The following is a 16,103-nucleotide window of genomic DNA, read 5'->3' on the forward strand; positions in this document are numbered from 1 at the left end:
CTTTTTTGGCATCGCCGCCGGCAGACGGGAAATGAGCGGGTCGACGGCCCTGACCACCATCAATGAGCCGGCGCCCCCGCGTCACCAGGCGTTTGACGCCGGCCGCGCGACGCGGCGCCTGAAAGGCCTCACGACCACGACGCAGGAGATCAACCGCCAGATCCGCACCTATGGTCGGACGGTCGTCGCCCGATCGCGCTACCTCAGCCAGAACAATCCCTATGCGATGCAGGCGAAAAAAGTCTTCGTCTCGGCGCTCGCCGGTTCGGGCATCAAGCCGTCATCGCTCAATGCGGACGCCGCATTCAAGGCGCGGCTGCAGGAGGTCTGGCAGGACTGGAGCGATGAGGCGGACGCCGACGGACTCACCGACTTCTACGGCATGCAGGCGACGATCGCTTCCGAAATGTTCGACGCCGGCGAATGCTTCGTCCGGATGCGCACGCGGCGGCCGGAAGATGGGTTGATCGTGCCGCTGCAATTGCAGCTCCTGCCATCCGAGATGCTGCCGCTCAATGACAATCGCGCACTCGACAACGGCAACTATGTGCAGATGGGCGTCGAGTTCAACGCGATCGGCAAGCGCGTCGCCTATTGGTTCCTGCGCCAGCATCCCGGCGCCGACCAGGTGGACCTGCGCAAGGGCACATCAGGCGAGCAGGTGCGCGTGCCGGCGGAAGAGATCCTGCATCTCTTCGACTCCACAGGCTTTGCCGGCCAGATCCGTGGCATCCCGCACACGCTCTCGGGGATCGTCACTGCGGCGGTTCTCGATTGCTACGACGACGCCGAGCTGGAGCGCAAGCGTGTCGCAGCTTTGTTCGGCGGCTTCATCACCACCGAACTCGGCGACGATGCGGCGCCGCATCCGATGGCGGAAGGGATCGAGGCCGCGCAAGCCGCCGGCAACGATTCGGCGATTGCCCTGGAGCCGGGCGCCATGCTCGATCTGGATCCGGGGCAGGATGTCACCTTCGCCGAGCCGGCCGATGTCGGCGGCAATTACGAGGCGTTCCAATACCGCAACCTGCTGCGGATGGCGGCCGGCTTCGGCGTGCCCTATGCGGCAATGACCGGCGATCTGAAGCAGGCGAATTATGGTTCCATCCGCGCCGGCCTCGTCGAGTTCCGCCGACGCATCGAGGCGATGCAGCACGCCGTCATGGTGTATCAGCTCTGCCGTCCGGTGTGGCGCCGTTTCATGGATGACGCGGTTTTCGTCGGCCGCCTGCCGGTCGGGCTGGCGCAGTATCTAGCGGATCCGCACGGCTATCGGCGGGCAAAGTGGATCACTCCCCGCTGGGATTGGGTCGATCCGCTCAAGGATCGCCAGGCCGAAAAGCTCGCCGTCGACGCTGGTTTCAAGGCGCGTTCCGACGTGATCGAGGCGGAAGGCTATGATCCCGAGGAAACCGATCGGCGCATCGCCGCCGATCGTGCTCGAGAGAAAGACCTTGGCTTGAACTTCTCGGCAGGTAAGATCGCTTCGCCGGCAAACAGCCAGGAGCAGGATACGCAATGAAGCTGTCGCATTTCAGCAGGCTCACGCATCCCTTTTCCATCCGCGGCGCCGCGCTGACGGCCCGGGCGTTGACGATCGCCGAGTCGAAGCGGCTCTCGCGTCGCTTCCCGCAATATGACTTCGTGAAGGTCGTGCTCGATCCCAACAGGCAGGGTGATCCGCTGATGGAAATCTCCGAACCGGCGCAACGCGCCCTGGTGGCGACATGCTTGGGCTATGGCGGTGACGCGGCGCAGGAGGCGGCCGTCGAAAGGCTGACCGATGATGAGCGTGATCAGATCGTCGCGGCGATGTTTGCGCTTACCTTCGAAGTGGGTGGCGTCGCCTACAAGGGCATGCTGCGCAATGACCAGGCGAAGATCACCATTCGTGATGTCGATTTCAAGATTCGGCTGCTGTCTCAGCCGATGTTCGACCGCCTCGAGCTGCGCTTTCCCGATCTCCAGGTCATTTCTTCCGATCCCGCGGGGATCTTCGACTGCCCGGAGCCGGCGATCAATGCCGTCATTGCTGAAACCCTCGGCTTTGGTGGTGATCCGATCGAGGAAGCGGCGGTGGCACACCTTAACCTGGTTGAGCAGGTCAACCTCATTGCGTTGGCGTTCGGGGGCGTACCGGAACCGGAAAGCGCACCCCCGCGGCGCTCTGAGCTGAATTAGTAGGTTCGCCAAATTGGCGAACCTACTTTCCAGCGAGAGATGTTTCACGCGGAGCAATCGCTGTAACAGTTTGATTCGGCGTGATGTTGATGCTGCAAATGTCCACGGTTTGGACATTTGAAAGCGTAATTTATTATAACGCTTTCTCTGACGGGTCGCCGAAGGCTGAAAAATGGTTTGAGACGAAAACCTTTAAAATTAATCTTTCCACGCGTGGAAAGATTTACGCTGCGGAGTCCTTCTTCGCCGGGCGCGCACGCCTTGCTTCACGGTGTTTTTTTAACCGTTCTTGCACTCTCTCGAAGTGCTGCTGGCTGGTCTCTTTGGCTCCCTGCGGGCTGCTCGACTTGAGTTCATTCGTGACGAAGCGCCGCACCAAGGCGTAGTAGCGCGCAATGGGCACGGCCGAAACTTCCTCCTCATTTAACTCGAGCAGGTCCATTTCGCCGGAACTCTTGAGTATGGCGTCAGCCAGGATGACTGATTCCGGCGGAAGCACCTCTCGGTTCATGAAGAGCTGCAGGCAGACGGCGGTCAGCAGACCGTCCTTCTGTTTGAGCGCCTGGCGGCATTCGTCCAACTGCAGTTGCACATCGCTGATGTCTTCGGTTCGGTTGTCAGTCCCCGCGACCTTCTTGCGCAGGTCGGCCATCTCTTTCCGCTGCACAGCAAGCATTTGCATTACTTCGTCGATATCTAGGCCACTGTTTTCAAGGGAAAAATTCAGCAGCTCGATGATTTGAGCGTTCATTGAGCGGCCATCTTCGGCCGCCAGCCGCTGGATCTCGGCGCGCATACCCTCCGGAAAACGAAGATTGAACTGGTCTTGTTTTGTGCTGGGAAAGTCGCCGCGAGCCATCCTGTCCGCCTAAATTGCCGTGCATAGTATGAATTAACTACCATTGGCTCTTGCGTCCATGGAAGTAATTTACTATTAATCGCATGGTAGTAAATTACTCTGGACTCGCCCGATGGAAAACCTTGCCTCTCGCCGATCAGATCAGTTCAATCTGCGCCTGCCGGACGGCATGCGTGACGCGCTGAAAGCGATGGCTGCGGAAAACCGCCGCTCGATCAACAGCGAAATCGTCACAATTCTGGAGAAGCAGATTCGATCATCCACGGAAACGCAAAAAGCCGACGCTACGGCCTGAGAAACCAGCGTCGGCTTTTTTTAACACCTGAAAGGTATCAAATGCAGATAGATCATAACGCAGATGGCGGCCTCAGCGCAAGCTTTTCCCGCCGAAACCTCCTCCAGATCGCCGCCGCCGGCACTGCCGCCGCTTTTCCGGCCGCGGCTGTAGCGGCAACTGCGGAAATTCCGCAGTTGCCGCTCACCGATGAAGAACAGGTCGAGGCCTGTATCGTCCAGTTGAAAAAAATCCTTGGCCGGATGCATCCGGATTTCCCGATCGCCGACGGCGTGCGCATGATCCATGGGGATGGTGGCAGCACGGTTTTCGTCTCGGTCAAGAAGCCGCTGGGCAATCCCTTCGACGGCGACGGCGATTATGAGGTGAAGGCGCGCGCCGGCCGCTATGCCGCAGGCATTTACCACATCCGCCGCGTGTGGTCGGACGCGGACGAAAAATTCTTGCTCTGGGGCGCCTACCATTGGGACGGTTTTCTGATTGCCCCACGGGAAATCATTGCGCCTGCCGACCTGGTTCGGAAGATCGAAGGGAATGCAACATGACGACCGGGCACGACACGCTGAAAGAAGCGATCGATATCACCCTCGAGGCGCGGGCGCTCGCGAAAACCCTTTCCGACACGCTCGAGCAGCTCGCCGAGTCTGGTGTCGCCGATCGCGGCCAACTCGATCACCTGGCGACGATCGCGAAAGCCTGCCGGCGGCTGCTGGGCGATGTCGTCGCCTCGATCGAAGACGTTTCGCCGGAAATCGAAAGCCTGCGGCGGCGATCGAGAATGGAGAGGCCATGACCGCGCAGCGCGCCACTTTCCGGAAAATCGATATCACGCGCGCAGTCCAGGCCGTGCGCGCGGGTGGCGAAACCATCGGTCGGGTCGAAATCGAAAATGGAAAAATCGTCATCGTCTTGTCAAACGAGGCGGCGGCGGCCGACGCCAACCCTCTCGATGTATGGCTGAAATCAAATGCGCGCAATTAAGCACTACAAGGGCGTGAACCCGGTCAAGAAGATCCTGGCGAGCGGCAAAGAGGTCACTTATTACTACGCCTTCAAGGGCGGTCCTCGGCTCCCCGGCAAGCCGGGAGATCCGGAATTCGACGAAGCTTATAACGCTGCGCATGCACGCAAGGTCCAGCCGGCGGCCGGGACGCTCCAAAGCATCATCGATGGCTACCAGCGCAGCTCGGTCTTCGACGACAAGGCGGCGCGCACGCAACGCGACTACATCAAGAAGATCAAGCAAATTGAGCGTGATTTCGGCACCTTCCCGATTGCTGCGCTTTCCGATCGCCGCACGCGTGCGATCTTCATCGACAAGCGAGATGAGTATGCTCGCAAGTCGCGCCGGCAGGGAGATTATTACTGGCAGGTCCTGGCCCTTATCCTCGCCTGGGCGAAAGGGCGCGGTGAGATCGACGTGAACCCGTGCGAGAAGGGCGGACGAACCTATCGAGCCACGCGCAACGAATTCGTCTGGAGCGACCAGCAAGAAGTGGCGTTCCTCGCCTCGGCGCCGTCGCACCTGCACCTACCACTGATCCTCGCACTTTGGACCGGGCAGCGGCAGGGCGATTTACTCAGGCTGACATGGATGCAATACGATGGCGACTTCATCCGCCTGCGCCAAGGCAAGACCGGCGTGCACGTGACAATCCCGGTCGGCGCCCCTCTCAAAGCAATGCTAGATCCTATCCGTCAAAAGGACGGAAACGTGCTTCTGACGAGCGATGGCAACCCTTGGAGCCCTGACGGTTTTCGCACCGTATGGCGCAGGGCGTGCCGCGCTGCCGGGATATCGGATGTGACGTTTAACGACCTGCGCGGAACGGCAGTCACGCGCCTGGCTATTGCCCAATGTACAGAGGCTCAGATTGCGACGATCACCGGTCACACACTCCGCGACGTTCGCTCGATCCTAGATTCAAACTACCTCAATCGCGATGTGGCAATGGCGGTTGAGGCGATCAGGAAGCTCGAAGGGAGAACAAAAACTCCCAACTGAGTTTCCAACCGACACAAAATGTTCTGTTTTTACGAGGGAAAAACGTGAGCGAAATCAATTGGCTGGGGAACCTGGACTCGAACCAAGATTAACGGAGTCAGAGTCCGTCGTTCTACCATTGAACTATTCCCCAGCAGTTGCCGCCGAAGCATGGCTTGGCTGCTGTGCGGCGCTTATAACCAAAAGCGGGCGGATTGCAAATACCCGTTTTGAAAAAATTCAGTGCTGTCGCGGAAGAGGTGAAACGGTCCGCAAAACCCCGTCCAAAAAAGAATTTGGCGATTTCGGCGGGCGCTGATATTCTTGCCGCAACGCAAAAATCGAATGAGCGCCTGCTGCATACCTCAGGACTTGCGCGGCGCGATGGAAAGATAACGTGGAAGACCCCGAAGGCGGCGCAAAGCCGCATTTTGACGGGGCGTCGGCGGCAGGGCGCAAGGACGGCAAGAAGTCCAGGCGCCGCAAGGGCAAGCGCGGCGGGCAATCCCGCAACGCGGCTCATCCCGCTTCGCATGAGCTTTCCGGCAATGCCGGGCAGTCTGCGCGCCCGATGGAAGATGCGGCCGGAAATCCGGCCCGCAAGCGAAAGCGTCGCCGTCGTGGCGGCCAAGGCGCTGCGCAGGACGGTTCCCTTCAAGCCCAAGCAATGGAGCAGACCCAGACGGCGGGCAGTGCGGCTCGGGTCGAAGGTGATTCGACACCGAACCGGCGCAACCGCCGCAAACATCGCGGCAAGCGCGGTCTTCAGGGCCGGCCGCTGACGGCGGCAAAACCTTCCCCGCCGCAGCAGGAACGCCGCGCCGAAGAGACGGTGCAGCGCACCGAGCCGCGGGAGACGCAGACCAGCACAAATGCCGGCCGCAGGGGGCGCCAGGATGGCCATGCCCATTCCGGTTATCAGGGCGCCGGTTATCAGGGCGATCGCCAGGCCGGCGAACACGCATGGCCCGACGAACTCTATGCCGCTCTCGACCTCGGCACCAACAATTGCCGTCTGCTCATCGCCCAGCCGACCCGCCCGGGTCAGTTTCGGGTGGTCGACGCCTTTTCCCGCATCGTGCGCCTTGGTGAGGGCCTTGCGGCCAGCGGCCGTCTGTCCGACGAGGCGATGGAGAGGGCAGTCGACGCGCTGAGGATCTGCGCCTCCAAGCTCAGAAACCGCGAGATCCGCCGCATGCGGCTCATTGCGACCGAGGCCTGCCGCCAGGCGGTCAATGGTGAGGAGTTCCTCGCCCGCGTCGTTGCCGAAACCGGCCTGGCGCTCGAGATCATCGATCGCGAGACCGAAGCACGGCTCGCCGTCTCCGGCTGCTCCTCATTGGTCGGGCGCGAGACCCGCTCCGTCGTGCTTTTCGATATCGGCGGCGGCTCGTCGGAGATCGCCGTCATCCGCATCGGCGACAATCGTTACAGTCGCCTCGCCAATCACATCACCCACTGGACCTCGCTGCCGGTCGGCGTCGTAACACTGTCGGAGCGTCATGGCGGGCGTGACGTCACGCCGGAAGCTTTCGAAGGCATGGTCCGCGAAGTCGGCGGCATGCTCGAAGGCTTCGATTGCCCGGAGATCGAGGTCGCCCAGACCGGCGACTTCCATCTGATCGGCACATCGGGCACCGTGACGACGCTTGCCGGCGTCCATCTCGACCTGCCGCGATATGACCGGCGCAAGGTCGACGGCATCTGGCTGTCCGACGACGAGGTCTCCGCCATGCAGGCAAAACTGCTCTCCTGGAATTTCGAAAGCCGCGCCGCCAATCCCTGCATCGGGCCGGATCGGGCCGATCTGGTGCTCGCCGGCTGCGCCATCCTCGAGGCGATCCGCCGCCGCTGGCCGAGCCCGCGCATGCGCGTTGCTGATCGCGGCTTGAGGGAAGGGCTGCTCACCGACATGATGGCCGATGACGGCGTGTGGCGGCGCAACCGCAACCGCCGCGGCCAGCGAGCCAGATAGGGAAAAAGGCATGACCAAAGCACCGATCGCGGGAAACCGCACCGGCCGCAAGCTCGGCCAGCGCGTCAAGAACAAGAAGATGAAGGCCTCTTCCCGGCAATGGCTGCAGCGCCACATCAACGATCCCTATGTTCAGCGCGCCCAGCTGGAGGGCTATCGCGCCCGTGCCGCCTTCAAGCTTTTGGAGATCGACGAGAAGCACCATATCCTGCGCGGCGCCAAGCGCATCATCGATCTGGGTGCCGCACCCGGCAGCTGGTCGCAGATCGCCGCCAAGGTCACCGGCTCGACGGATGAGGATATCCGTGTCGCCGCCATCGATTTTCTCGAAATGGCCCAGCTGCCCGGCGTCAAGATCCTGCAGCTCGATTTCCTCGATCCCAGTGCGCCGGAAAAGCTGCTGGAGGCCGTCGGCGGCACGCCCGATCTCGTCATCTCCGATATGGCGGCACCCACCACCGGCCACCACCGCACCGACCATTTGCGCACCATGCATCTCTGTGAAGTCGCGGCCCAATTCGCCGTCGAGGTGCTGGGGGAGGGCGGGCATTTCCTCACCAAGACCTTCCAGGGCGGCACCGAACGTGAGCTGCTCGCCATGCTGAAACAGAACTTCCGCCAGGTCGTCCACGTCAAGCCGAACGCGTCGCGCGCCGAATCGGTCGAGATGTTTTTGCTGGCCAAGGGCTTCAAGGGCCGCAAGGCAGAAGGTGACGCAGAGCACGCTTGATCTTGGGCCGGTCCCGGCCGATGATGGCAACATCAAGAGCTGAGCTGCTGGTCCCATGCTTCTCTACGTCACGCTCGGAACCAATGATCTTTATCGCGCCGGACATTTTTATGATGCCGTGCTGCCTCTGCTCGGCTATCGCCGCCAGCATTATTCGGAAGAGGAGGTCGGCTATTCCGCCGAAAGCGATACGCGCTGCCGCTTCTGGGTGGTGACGCCCTTCAATCGCCGCCGGGCGGCTGCCGGTAACGGCACCATGGTGGCGTTCGCGGCCGAAACGCGGGCCGCTGTCGATGCCTTCCACGCGGCTGCGATTGCCGCAGGCGCCATCGATGAAGGCGGGCCGGGCCTGCGCTCCTACCACGCCCATTTCTATGCCGCTTATGTCCGCGATCTCGACGGCAACAAGCTCTCGGCCGTCTGCGAAAACCCCGAATAGCTTACAGCGCCGCGCGTCTTTTGAGGCGCGCGAGGGACGCTGTAGCGGCTTGAGCCTATTTCACCGCCGGCTGCTCGGTGTCGATCGGAGACTGCGTCACCGCCTTCGCGCGGTGGCCGGAAACGAGTGCGCCGGCGTTGCGGTCCATTCTGACGAAGGGAATGGTGGCGATGACGGTCAGTCCGGCGATGATGTAGAAGGCGAGATGGAAATCGGCGACCTGCAATGCTTCGCCCCTGATATAGATCGAACTTTCCAGGATCGCCGCGGCGACCGCAACGCCGAGCGCCAGGCTGATCTGCTGCATCACCGAACTCATCGATGTCGCTTGGCTCGCTTGCGCATCGTCGATATCGGCGAAGGCAAGCGCATTGACGCCGGTGAACATGAAGGAGCGGGAGAAGCCGCCGAGCAACAGCACGCCGATGATGACCAGATGCGGCGTTGCCGGCGTGAACAGGCCGGTGACGACGGTCACGAGCGTCGTCACCATGGCGGCGCAAAGCAGCGTCGTGCGGAAGCCGGCGGCCGCAAAGACGCGCTTTGCCATGAATTTGGTGGTGATCGCCCCGATCGCCCCGGCAAAGGTGATCATGCCGGATTGGAACGGCGTCAGCCCGAAACCGAGCTGCAGCATCAGCGGTGTCAGGAAGGGCATGGCGCCGACGCAGATGCGAAACAGTGTGCCGCCGAGCGTCGAGGCCCGGAACGTCGGGTTCTTGAACAGGTCGAGGTTGAGGATCGGCGCCGGGTGGCGCCTGGCATGACGGATATAGAGGACGCTGCAGACGAGGCCGATCACGGTGGCGGTGACGCCGATGATCGGCGGCAGGGCGGGCAGGCTGACCACCGACAGACCGAAGACGACGCCCGCGGCCGAAAACGAAGTGAGCACGAAACCGGTGAAATCGAGCCTCGGCGGCGCCGTCGCCTCGACCTCCGGCAGGAAGATCGTCGCCAGCCAGATGCCGATGACGCCGACCGGCACGTTGATCAGGAAGATCCAGTGCCAGCTGAAATAGGTGGTGATGAAGCCGCCGAGCGGCGGGCCGGTGAGCGGGCCGACCAGCGCCGGGATGGTGAGCAGCGCCATGGCCGAAACCAGATCGCTGCGTTTTGTCGTGCGCACCAGCACGAGACGGCCGACCGGCGTCATCATCGCCCCGCCCATGCCCTGCAGGAAGCGGGCGAAGACGAATTCGACGAGGTTGGACGAGATGGCGCAGAAGATCGAGCCGATGACGAAGACGGAAATGGCAAGGCGGAAGATGTTCTTGGCGCCGAACCTGTCGGCCATCCAGCCGCTGACCGGGATGAACACCGCCAGCGCCACCATATAGGAGGTCAGCGCCAGCTTCAGCGTGATCGGCCCGACATTAAGATCCGCTGCGATTGCCGGCAGCGCGGTTGCAATGACGGTGGAGTCCATCTGCTCCATGAAAAGAGCGACGGCGAGGATCAGCGGAACGATGCGGTTCATAGGCGGGAGGCCTTGATGGGCTGCAGAGCTGGAAGGCTCGTGCTGTTTAGTCCCACTTCAGAAGCCTGCCAATCCCTCAATCCGCCTCGACGACAGGTTTGCTTCACGTCTGCGTGAGACGGGTTGTCCGACAACGTCGGGTGGCAAGATTGAGATATAAATCCGGCTGGAACCGACATCGGGGGCCGTGCGGCGACGCACCGCACCTCATGGGAGGATAGACATATGGCAATTTCGTCGGGAATAAAGCGGCGCACCCTTTTTGCCGCAGGCCTCAGCCTGCTCGCAGCGCCGGTCATTTTAAGAAAGACGGCCGAAGCGGCCGCGACTGGAGAAAGCAATAAAATGGATTTAACCCCTTTGCCCGAAATCAATCAATTCAAGCTCGGCTCCTATAAGCTCACCGTCGTCCGCGACAGCATCAACATTTCCGAAAAGCCTCATGAAACCTATGGCACAAATCAGGACCCCGAGGCGGTCAGGGCATTGCTGACCGCAAACTTTCTGCCGGCCGACAAGCTCGTGAACGGCTATGCGCCGGCCCTGATCGATACCGGTTCGGATGTTATTCTCGTCGATACCGGCTTCGGCGCTGGCGGTCGTCCACGCGGCGCCGGAAAGCTCCTCGAAGGCCTGAAGGCCGCGGGATACTCGGCCGATGACGTCACCGTCGTCGCGCTCACCCATCTGCATGGCGACCATATCGGCGGGCTGATGGAAAATGGCGCGCCTGCCTTCAAGAATGCCCGTTATATCATCGGCCAGGCCGAATATGATTTCTGGTCGAACAAGGCGCGCGAGGGCACGCCCGCCGAGGGCGGCCATAAGGCCGTGCTCGCCAATGTGACGCCGCTCGTCGAAAAAGCCACCTTCATCAAGGACGGCGACAGCGTCGCGCCCGGCATGACGGCGATGCTGGCAGCCGGTCACAGCCCGGGGCACATGGTGTTCCACGTCGAATCGGTAGGAAAGCGCCTGGTTCTCACAGGCGATACGGCCAATCACTATATTCTGTCGCTGCTGCGCCCGGATTGGGAAGTGCGCTTCGACATGGACAAGGCGCAGGCAGCGATCGCCCGCCGCAAGGTCTTCGACATGATCGCGACCGAGAAGATCGCCTTCCTCGGCTATCACATGCCATTCCCGGCGGTCGGTTTTGCTGAGAGGCAGGATGGCGGCTATCGCTTCGTGCCGAAGACCTATCAGTTCGACATCTGATCTACCGCATGTCGCCCGGAAGTGTGCGGCGGTTCCGGGATTACGACATGCGCAAACAAAGAGCTAAAGCGCGTCGCATCAACCAAGTTTGACGCGATGCGCTTTAGATGCATGGCACCCATGACGAGCCCGGCGGACAGGCCGGGCTTTTTGCTATTTCCTTCCTGTCATAGACGTGTTACCAGCCCTCGCCAACTTCCAAGCAATCCCATGCACACCGCCGGGGCGGACGATTCGTTTCCGGGCCAGGTTGCATTTTCTTAAATGAAGGAATTTGGCCATGGCACGCATCATTGAAACGGCAACCGGCGCGGACGCGCTTACCTTCGACGACGTGCTGCTGCAGCCCGGCCACTCCGAGGTCATGCCCGGCCAGACGAACATCGCGACCCGCATCGCCCGCGATTTCGATCTCAACATCCCGATCCTGTCTTCGGCCATGGATACCGTCACCGAAAGCCGTCTGGCGATCGCCATGGCCCAGGCCGGCGGCCTCGGCGTCATCCACCGCAACCTGACGCCGGTCGAGCAGGCCGAAGAAGTCCGCCAGGTGAAGAAGTTCGAAAGCGGCATGGTCGTCAATCCGGTCACCATCGGCCCGGAGGCAAAGCTTGCCGAAGCGCTCTCCTTGATGAAGTCGCACGGCATCTCCGGCATTCCCGTCGTCGAGAAGTCGGGCCGCCTCGTCGGCATCCTGACCAACCGCGACGTCCGCTTCGCCTCCGATCCGGAGCAGAAGATCCACGAGCTGATGACCAAGGACAATCTGGTCACCGTCAAGGAGAGCGTCGATCAGCAGGAGGCCAAGCGCCTGCTTCACTCGCATCGCATCGAGAAGCTGCTGGTCGTCGATACCGAAGGCCGCTGCGTCGGCCTGATCACCGTCAAGGACATCGAGAAGTCGCAGCTGAACCCGAACGCCTCCAAGGATGCGCAGGGCAGGCTTCGCGCCGCCGCCGCCATCAGCGTCGGCGATGACGGCTTCGAGCGCGCCGAGCGGCTGATCGATGCCGGCGTCGACCTTCTGGTCGTCGATACCGCCCATGGCCATTCGCAGCGCGTGCTGGATGCCGTCACCCGCGTCAAGAAGCTCTCCAATTCGGTGCGCATCATGGCCGGCAACGTCGCCACCTATGACGGAACGCGAGCGCTGATCGAAGCGGGTGCGGATGCCGTCAAGGTCGGCATCGGCCCGGGCTCGATCTGCACGACGCGCATCGTCGCCGGCGTCGGCGTTCCCCAGCTCGCCGCCATCATGTCGGCCGTTCAGGCAGCGCAGGCTCAGGACGTGCCTGTGATCGCCGATGGCGGCATCAAATTCTCCGGCGATCTTGCCAAGGCGATCGCCGCCGGCGCTTCCGCCGTCATGATCGGCTCGCTGCTGGCTGGCACCGATGAGAGCCCGGGCGAGGTCTATCTCTACCAGGGCCGTTCCTTCAAGGCCTATCGCGGCATGGGCTCCGTCGGCGCCATGGCCCGCGGCTCGGCCGACCGCTATTTCCAGGCGGAAGTGCGCGACACGCTGAAGCTCGTGCCTGAAGGCATCGAGGGCCAAGTGCCGTACAAGGGGCCGGTCTCGGCCGTCGTCCACCAGCTTGCCGGCGGCCTCAAGGCGGCCATGGGTTATGTCGGCGGCAAGGACCTGAAGGATTTCCAGGAGCGCGCCACCTTCGTGCGGATCTCCGGCGCCGGTCTGCGCGAAAGCCACGCCCATGACGTGACGATCACCCGCGAGAGCCCGAACTATCCGGGCGCCGGCCTCTGATCATGAAAGCGGGCAGCGCAATTCCGCTTTGGATCGTCGCGCTGCTCGCAGCCCTCTGCCTTGCCGTGCTCGCCTGGACCACCTTCGGCTTCGTCGTGCCGTTCAAACATGAGACCGGGCAGGCGGTGCTCGATACCTATTTCGCCGGTTACGACGAAGCGGCCGTCTTCCACATGCAGAAGCTGCTCGATGAGAACGAGACGGCGACCCGGCTGCTCAGAGCCATGTATTTCGGGCCGGAACTGATCTTTCCGGCCCTGCTGACGGCGCTGCTGTTCCTCGCCTTCGTCAAGCTTGGTCCCGCAGGCGCGTGGTTCGGCCGATCGGAACATCCGCTCGCCGCCAAGGTGGCCTACCTGCTGCCGTTCCTCTACGGCATTGCCGACTATGGTGAGAATATTGCCAGCCTGATCGCCTTCGGCGACAGTGGATCCGCAAATCTCGCAGCCGAGCTGCTGCCGTGGATGACACGGCTGAAATTCGCAAGTCTCGCCATCTGCTTCATCCTTATCGCCCGGCTTTCCATCCTCCGCTGGCTGTCGCCAGGCCGGGATTGAAGCGGCGTCAGCTCCTCCTCCGCCAAACCGGATTTGACAGTCTCGCCATCATGAAATCGGCAAGGACGTCGACCTTCGCTGGCCGGCTCCGAGCCGAAGGTGTGACGAAATACAGTGCGCCGGTCGCCAGCGTCCAGTCGGCAAGGATTGGCGTCAGTTGGCCGTCGACGAGATAGTCATGCGCGAGAAATTCGGGTAGTTCGATGATCCCGAGGCCCCGTAGCGCCATTGGCACCAATGCTTGCGAACTGGTGGACCTGAGAGAGCCGCTTGGCACGATGACCTCCTCCTTGCCTTCGCTATTGCGCAGGCGCCAGACATCCTGTCGCGCCCTGTAGGCGTATCCAAGGCAGTGGTGAGCCGTTAGCTCGCGGGGATGTTCCGGCACGCCGTACTGTTCCAGGTATGCGGGTGCCGCGAGAATGAAGCGATCCACCGGCGCCAGCCTGCGCGCGACCAATGACGAATCCGGCAGGACCGCGATTCTGAGTGCCGCATCGAAGCCGTCGCCCACGATATCGACGACGGCATCGCTCATGTGCAGGTCGATGGAAATCTCCGGAAAGAGCTCGAAAAAGTCAGGCAGGATCGGCGCCAGCCAGCGTGTCCCGAAGTCCATCGGCGCGGCTAGCCTGATGAGCCCCTTCGGTCGGGTCGCAAGCTCCCGGGCGGCGTCCTCTGCCATCTCTGCCTCAGCATAGATCCGTGCGGCGCTGTCGACCAGTCGCAGGCCGAAATCAGTCAAAGCGAGCTGTCGAGAGGTGCGGTTGAAGAGCCTTGCGCCCAGCCTCTGCTCAAGGCGGCTCACGGCTCGCGAAACCGTCGGCACCGACACGCCGAGCGTCTGCGCAGCCCGCACGAAAGAACGCTCCTCGGCGACCTTTGCGAACATCGCCAGGCCTTCGAAATCGGGAAACTTAGTCATTTCATTCCTGAAACAATGGCTTTCAATTCTTTCTATTCCGAAACGATACCTCCGTCCATATCTCAGCTTCGGTCGAACCAAAGGAGACGACAATGACACAAAGATTGAATGCGAAGACTGCGGTTATCACCGGCGCCACCTCCGGCATTGGCCTTGCAGCAGCGAAGCGCTTCGTGGTCGAGGGCGCACGGGTTTTCATCACGGGCCGTCGCAAGGACGTTCTCGACGCAGCAATCGCTGAAATCGGCGGCGGAGTTGTGGGAATTCAGGCTGATTCAGCCAATCTCGCCGACCTCGATCGCGTCTATGAGAAGGTGAAGGCCGAGGCAGGAAGAATTGACGTGCTCTTCGTCAACGCAGGCGGCGGCTCCATGTTGCCTCTCGGCGAAATCACGGAAGAGCAGTATGACGACACATTCGATCGAAACGTGAAGGGGGTTCTCTTCACGGTGCAGAAGGCCTTGCCGCTGCTCTCTCGAGGAGCATCGATCATCTTGACGGGATCAACAGCAGGCTCGAGCGGCACTCCCGCCTTCAGCGTCTACGCCGCATCGAAAGCCGCCTTGCGCAGCTTTGCGCGCAACTGGATCCTCGACTTGAAGGATCGCGGCATTCGGATCAACACGCTCAGTCCTGGCCCCACGGAAACGACCGGACTGGTCGAATTGGCGGGTAAGGATCCAGCCCAACAGCAGGGTTTGCTCGATGCCCTGGCGGCTCAGGTGCCAATGGGCAGGGTTGGCCGTGCCGAGGAAGTTGCCGCTGCCGCACTCTTCCTCGCCTCGGATGATTCCAGCTTCGTTACCGGGGCCGAACTCTTCGTCGATGGCGGCAGCGCCCAGGTGTAAAGACAATATCGGGTTTGAGGATGCCAGCGGCGAGCCGCCCCTGGCATCCGCTTAACCTTTCCGCTAATGCTCCTCGCGACATGCGAAAGCGGAAAGGAAGTGCCGAAATGACCGGCTATGAAATCTTCTGGCCACTCCTTGCCCATGTGGCGCTGGTCTACGGTCTTTATGCGCTTCTTGGGCAGCGGCGCGCAAAAATGGTCCGCGCCGGCAGCATCGCAAAATCGGATTATCGCGAAAATCGCGGCGAGCCGGCCGAAAGCCTCGTCGTCAAGAATTGCCTCGCCAACCAGTTCGAATTGCCGGTGCTCTTCTATGCCTGCTGTATTCTTCTCTATGTCACCGAGGCCGATAATATCGTCGCCGTCGGCCTCGCCTGGCTTTTCGTCGCCCTGCGTTATGCCCATGCCGCCGTCCACGTGACCAGCAACGACCTCCGCTACCGCAGCCCGCTCTTTGCCGCCGGCTATCTCGCGCTCGCCGCCATGTGGGTCTGGCTCGCCGCCTGGATGGCAATGGGATAGCGCCCCCCGCACTACCGGCCAGCCCCGGATCGGAATCGGTTCAAGGCCAGAATTATTCAGCAATTCAGAATGTTACAGCATCCCTCACGCGTCTGAAAAGACCGGCGACGCTGTCGTCTGCCGACAATATAGTCATGCGCACCTGTGCCGGTTCCCAAGGGTGGACTGGCTGGGAAACCGCTATTCTTCAGCGGCCGAAGAACAATTCAGAAACATGGTTACCAATATTTAAATCAATTGACCTATTTCTACGCGAGCGAATAGTGGCAGGGACGATTTGCGGGCGAAGATGGGTGAGAAGACAGGCGGGGCGGCAACTCATC

At 61.6% G+C, this 16,103-nt stretch carries 18 protein-coding genes and 1 tRNA gene; 15 read left to right on the plus strand and 4 right to left on the minus strand.

Going from position 1 to position 16,103, the window contains the following annotated elements; all coding sequences use genetic code 11:
- Nucleotides 1–31 precede the first annotated feature (31 nt).
- On the plus strand, nt 32–1,522 hold the full coding sequence (locus BBJ66_RS05805) for a phage portal protein (RefSeq protein ID WP_071085755.1): 1,491 nt from the start codon (nt 32–34) through the stop codon (nt 1,520–1,522).
- Entirely contained in the window at nt 1,519–2,181 is a 663-nt protein-coding gene (locus BBJ66_RS05810; protein WP_071085575.1) for a hypothetical protein, read from the plus strand. The genes BBJ66_RS05805 and BBJ66_RS05810 overlap by 4 nt, the downstream gene beginning before the upstream one ends.
- Nucleotides 2,182–2,404: 223 nt before the next feature.
- On the opposite strand, the gene BBJ66_RS05815 is transcribed toward BBJ66_RS05810, so the two are convergent.
- Entirely contained in the window at nt 2,405–3,040 is a 636-nt protein-coding gene (locus BBJ66_RS05815) for an Arc family DNA-binding protein (protein ID WP_071085578.1), read from the minus strand.
- Between the two features lie 112 nt (nt 3,041–3,152).
- Here BBJ66_RS05815 and BBJ66_RS05820 point away from each other — a divergent pair, with 112 nt between their 5' ends.
- The 5 genes from BBJ66_RS05820 to BBJ66_RS05845 are packed head-to-tail and all read left to right on the plus strand — an operon-like array spanning nt 3,153 to nt 5,340.
- The gene (locus BBJ66_RS05820) at nt 3,153–3,335 is read left to right on the plus strand and encodes an Arc family DNA-binding protein (protein WP_071085580.1); all 183 of its coding nucleotides are present in this window, start codon (nt 3,153–3,155) and stop codon (nt 3,333–3,335) included.
- 41 nt (nt 3,336–3,376) lie between these two features.
- On the plus strand, nt 3,377–3,880 hold the full coding sequence (locus BBJ66_RS34545; RefSeq protein ID WP_128146128.1) for a hypothetical protein: 504 nt from the start codon (nt 3,377–3,379) through the stop codon (nt 3,878–3,880).
- Nucleotides 3,877–4,128 carry a hypothetical protein gene (locus tag BBJ66_RS05835; protein ID WP_071085586.1) on the plus strand — a complete coding sequence of 84 codons (252 nt, stop codon included), beginning with the start codon at nt 3,877–3,879 and terminating at the stop codon, nt 4,126–4,128. The genes BBJ66_RS34545 and BBJ66_RS05835 overlap by 4 nt, the downstream gene beginning before the upstream one ends.
- Nucleotides 4,125–4,316, plus strand: coding sequence for a hypothetical protein (locus tag BBJ66_RS05840; protein WP_071085588.1), 192 nt, complete (start codon nt 4,125–4,127; stop codon nt 4,314–4,316). Before BBJ66_RS05835 ends, BBJ66_RS05840 begins: the two co-directional genes overlap by 4 nt.
- Nucleotides 4,303–5,340 carry a tyrosine-type recombinase/integrase gene (locus BBJ66_RS05845; protein WP_071085590.1) on the plus strand — a complete coding sequence of 346 codons (1,038 nt, stop codon included), beginning with the start codon at nt 4,303–4,305 and terminating at the stop codon, nt 5,338–5,340. Before BBJ66_RS05840 ends, BBJ66_RS05845 begins: the two co-directional genes overlap by 14 nt.
- Before the next feature lie 59 nt (nt 5,341–5,399).
- On the opposite strand, the gene BBJ66_RS05850 is transcribed toward BBJ66_RS05845, so the two are convergent.
- A tRNA-Gln gene (locus BBJ66_RS05850) sits at nt 5,400–5,473 on the minus strand.
- Between the two features lie 243 nt (nt 5,474–5,716).
- Here BBJ66_RS05850 and BBJ66_RS05855 point away from each other — a divergent pair.
- From BBJ66_RS05855 to BBJ66_RS05865, 3 genes are read left to right on the plus strand one after another with little or no spacing between them, the layout of a single operon-like run.
- A complete protein-coding gene (locus tag BBJ66_RS05855) occupies nt 5,717–7,294 on the plus strand; it encodes a Ppx/GppA phosphatase family protein (RefSeq protein WP_071085592.1) in 1,578 nt (525 codons plus the stop codon).
- Nucleotides 7,295–7,304: 10 nt separating this feature from the next.
- Complete coding sequence (locus tag BBJ66_RS05860; RefSeq protein WP_071085594.1) at nt 7,305–8,024, plus strand: RlmE family RNA methyltransferase; 720 nt, start codon at nt 7,305–7,307, stop codon at nt 8,022–8,024.
- Nucleotides 8,025–8,079: 55 nt separating this feature from the next.
- Nucleotides 8,080–8,463: a VOC family protein gene (locus BBJ66_RS05865; protein WP_049735893.1), complete on the plus strand. Its 384-nt coding sequence runs from the start codon at nt 8,080–8,082 to the stop codon at nt 8,461–8,463.
- A gap of 55 nt (nt 8,464–8,518) precedes the next feature.
- Here BBJ66_RS05865 and BBJ66_RS05870 read toward each other — a convergent pair whose 3' ends face one another.
- Nucleotides 8,519–9,943, minus strand: coding sequence for a DHA2 family efflux MFS transporter permease subunit (locus tag BBJ66_RS05870; protein WP_049735894.1), 1,425 nt, complete (start codon nt 9,941–9,943; stop codon nt 8,519–8,521).
- 225 nt (nt 9,944–10,168) lie between these two features.
- Here BBJ66_RS05870 and BBJ66_RS05875 point away from each other — a divergent pair, with 225 nt between their 5' ends.
- The 3 genes from BBJ66_RS05875 (at nt 10,169) to BBJ66_RS05885 (ending at nt 13,483) form a co-directional block, all read left to right on the plus strand.
- Entirely contained in the window at nt 10,169–11,161 is a 993-nt protein-coding gene (locus BBJ66_RS05875; protein ID WP_071085596.1) for an MBL fold metallo-hydrolase, read from the plus strand.
- Between the two features lie 280 nt (nt 11,162–11,441).
- The gene (gene guaB / locus BBJ66_RS05880) at nt 11,442–12,926 is read left to right on the plus strand and encodes an IMP dehydrogenase (protein ID WP_071085598.1); all 1,485 of its coding nucleotides are present in this window, start codon (nt 11,442–11,444) and stop codon (nt 12,924–12,926) included.
- A gap of 2 nt (nt 12,927–12,928) precedes the next feature.
- Entirely contained in the window at nt 12,929–13,483 is a 555-nt protein-coding gene (locus BBJ66_RS05885) for a hypothetical protein (RefSeq protein WP_071085600.1), read from the plus strand.
- A gap of 7 nt (nt 13,484–13,490) precedes the next feature.
- On the opposite strand, the gene BBJ66_RS05890 is transcribed toward BBJ66_RS05885, so the two are convergent.
- Complete coding sequence (locus BBJ66_RS05890) at nt 13,491–14,408, minus strand: LysR family transcriptional regulator (protein WP_071085602.1); 918 nt, start codon at nt 14,406–14,408, stop codon at nt 13,491–13,493.
- Nucleotides 14,409–14,500: 92 nt separating this feature from the next.
- On the opposite strand from BBJ66_RS05890, the gene BBJ66_RS05895 reads away from it, so the two are divergent.
- Complete coding sequence (locus BBJ66_RS05895; RefSeq protein ID WP_071085604.1) at nt 14,501–15,256, plus strand: SDR family oxidoreductase; 756 nt, start codon at nt 14,501–14,503, stop codon at nt 15,254–15,256.
- 107 nt (nt 15,257–15,363) lie between these two features.
- A complete protein-coding gene (locus BBJ66_RS05900) occupies nt 15,364–15,780 on the plus strand; it encodes an MAPEG family protein (RefSeq protein WP_071085606.1) in 417 nt (138 codons plus the stop codon).
- The last annotated feature ends 323 nt before the right edge of the window (nt 15,781–16,103 follow it).

Origin of the sequence: Rhizobium sp. RSm-3, assembly GCF_001854685.1 — a bacterium.
GTDB classification, from domain to species: Bacteria; Pseudomonadota; Alphaproteobacteria; order Rhizobiales; family Rhizobiaceae; genus Rhizobium; species Rhizobium ecuadorense.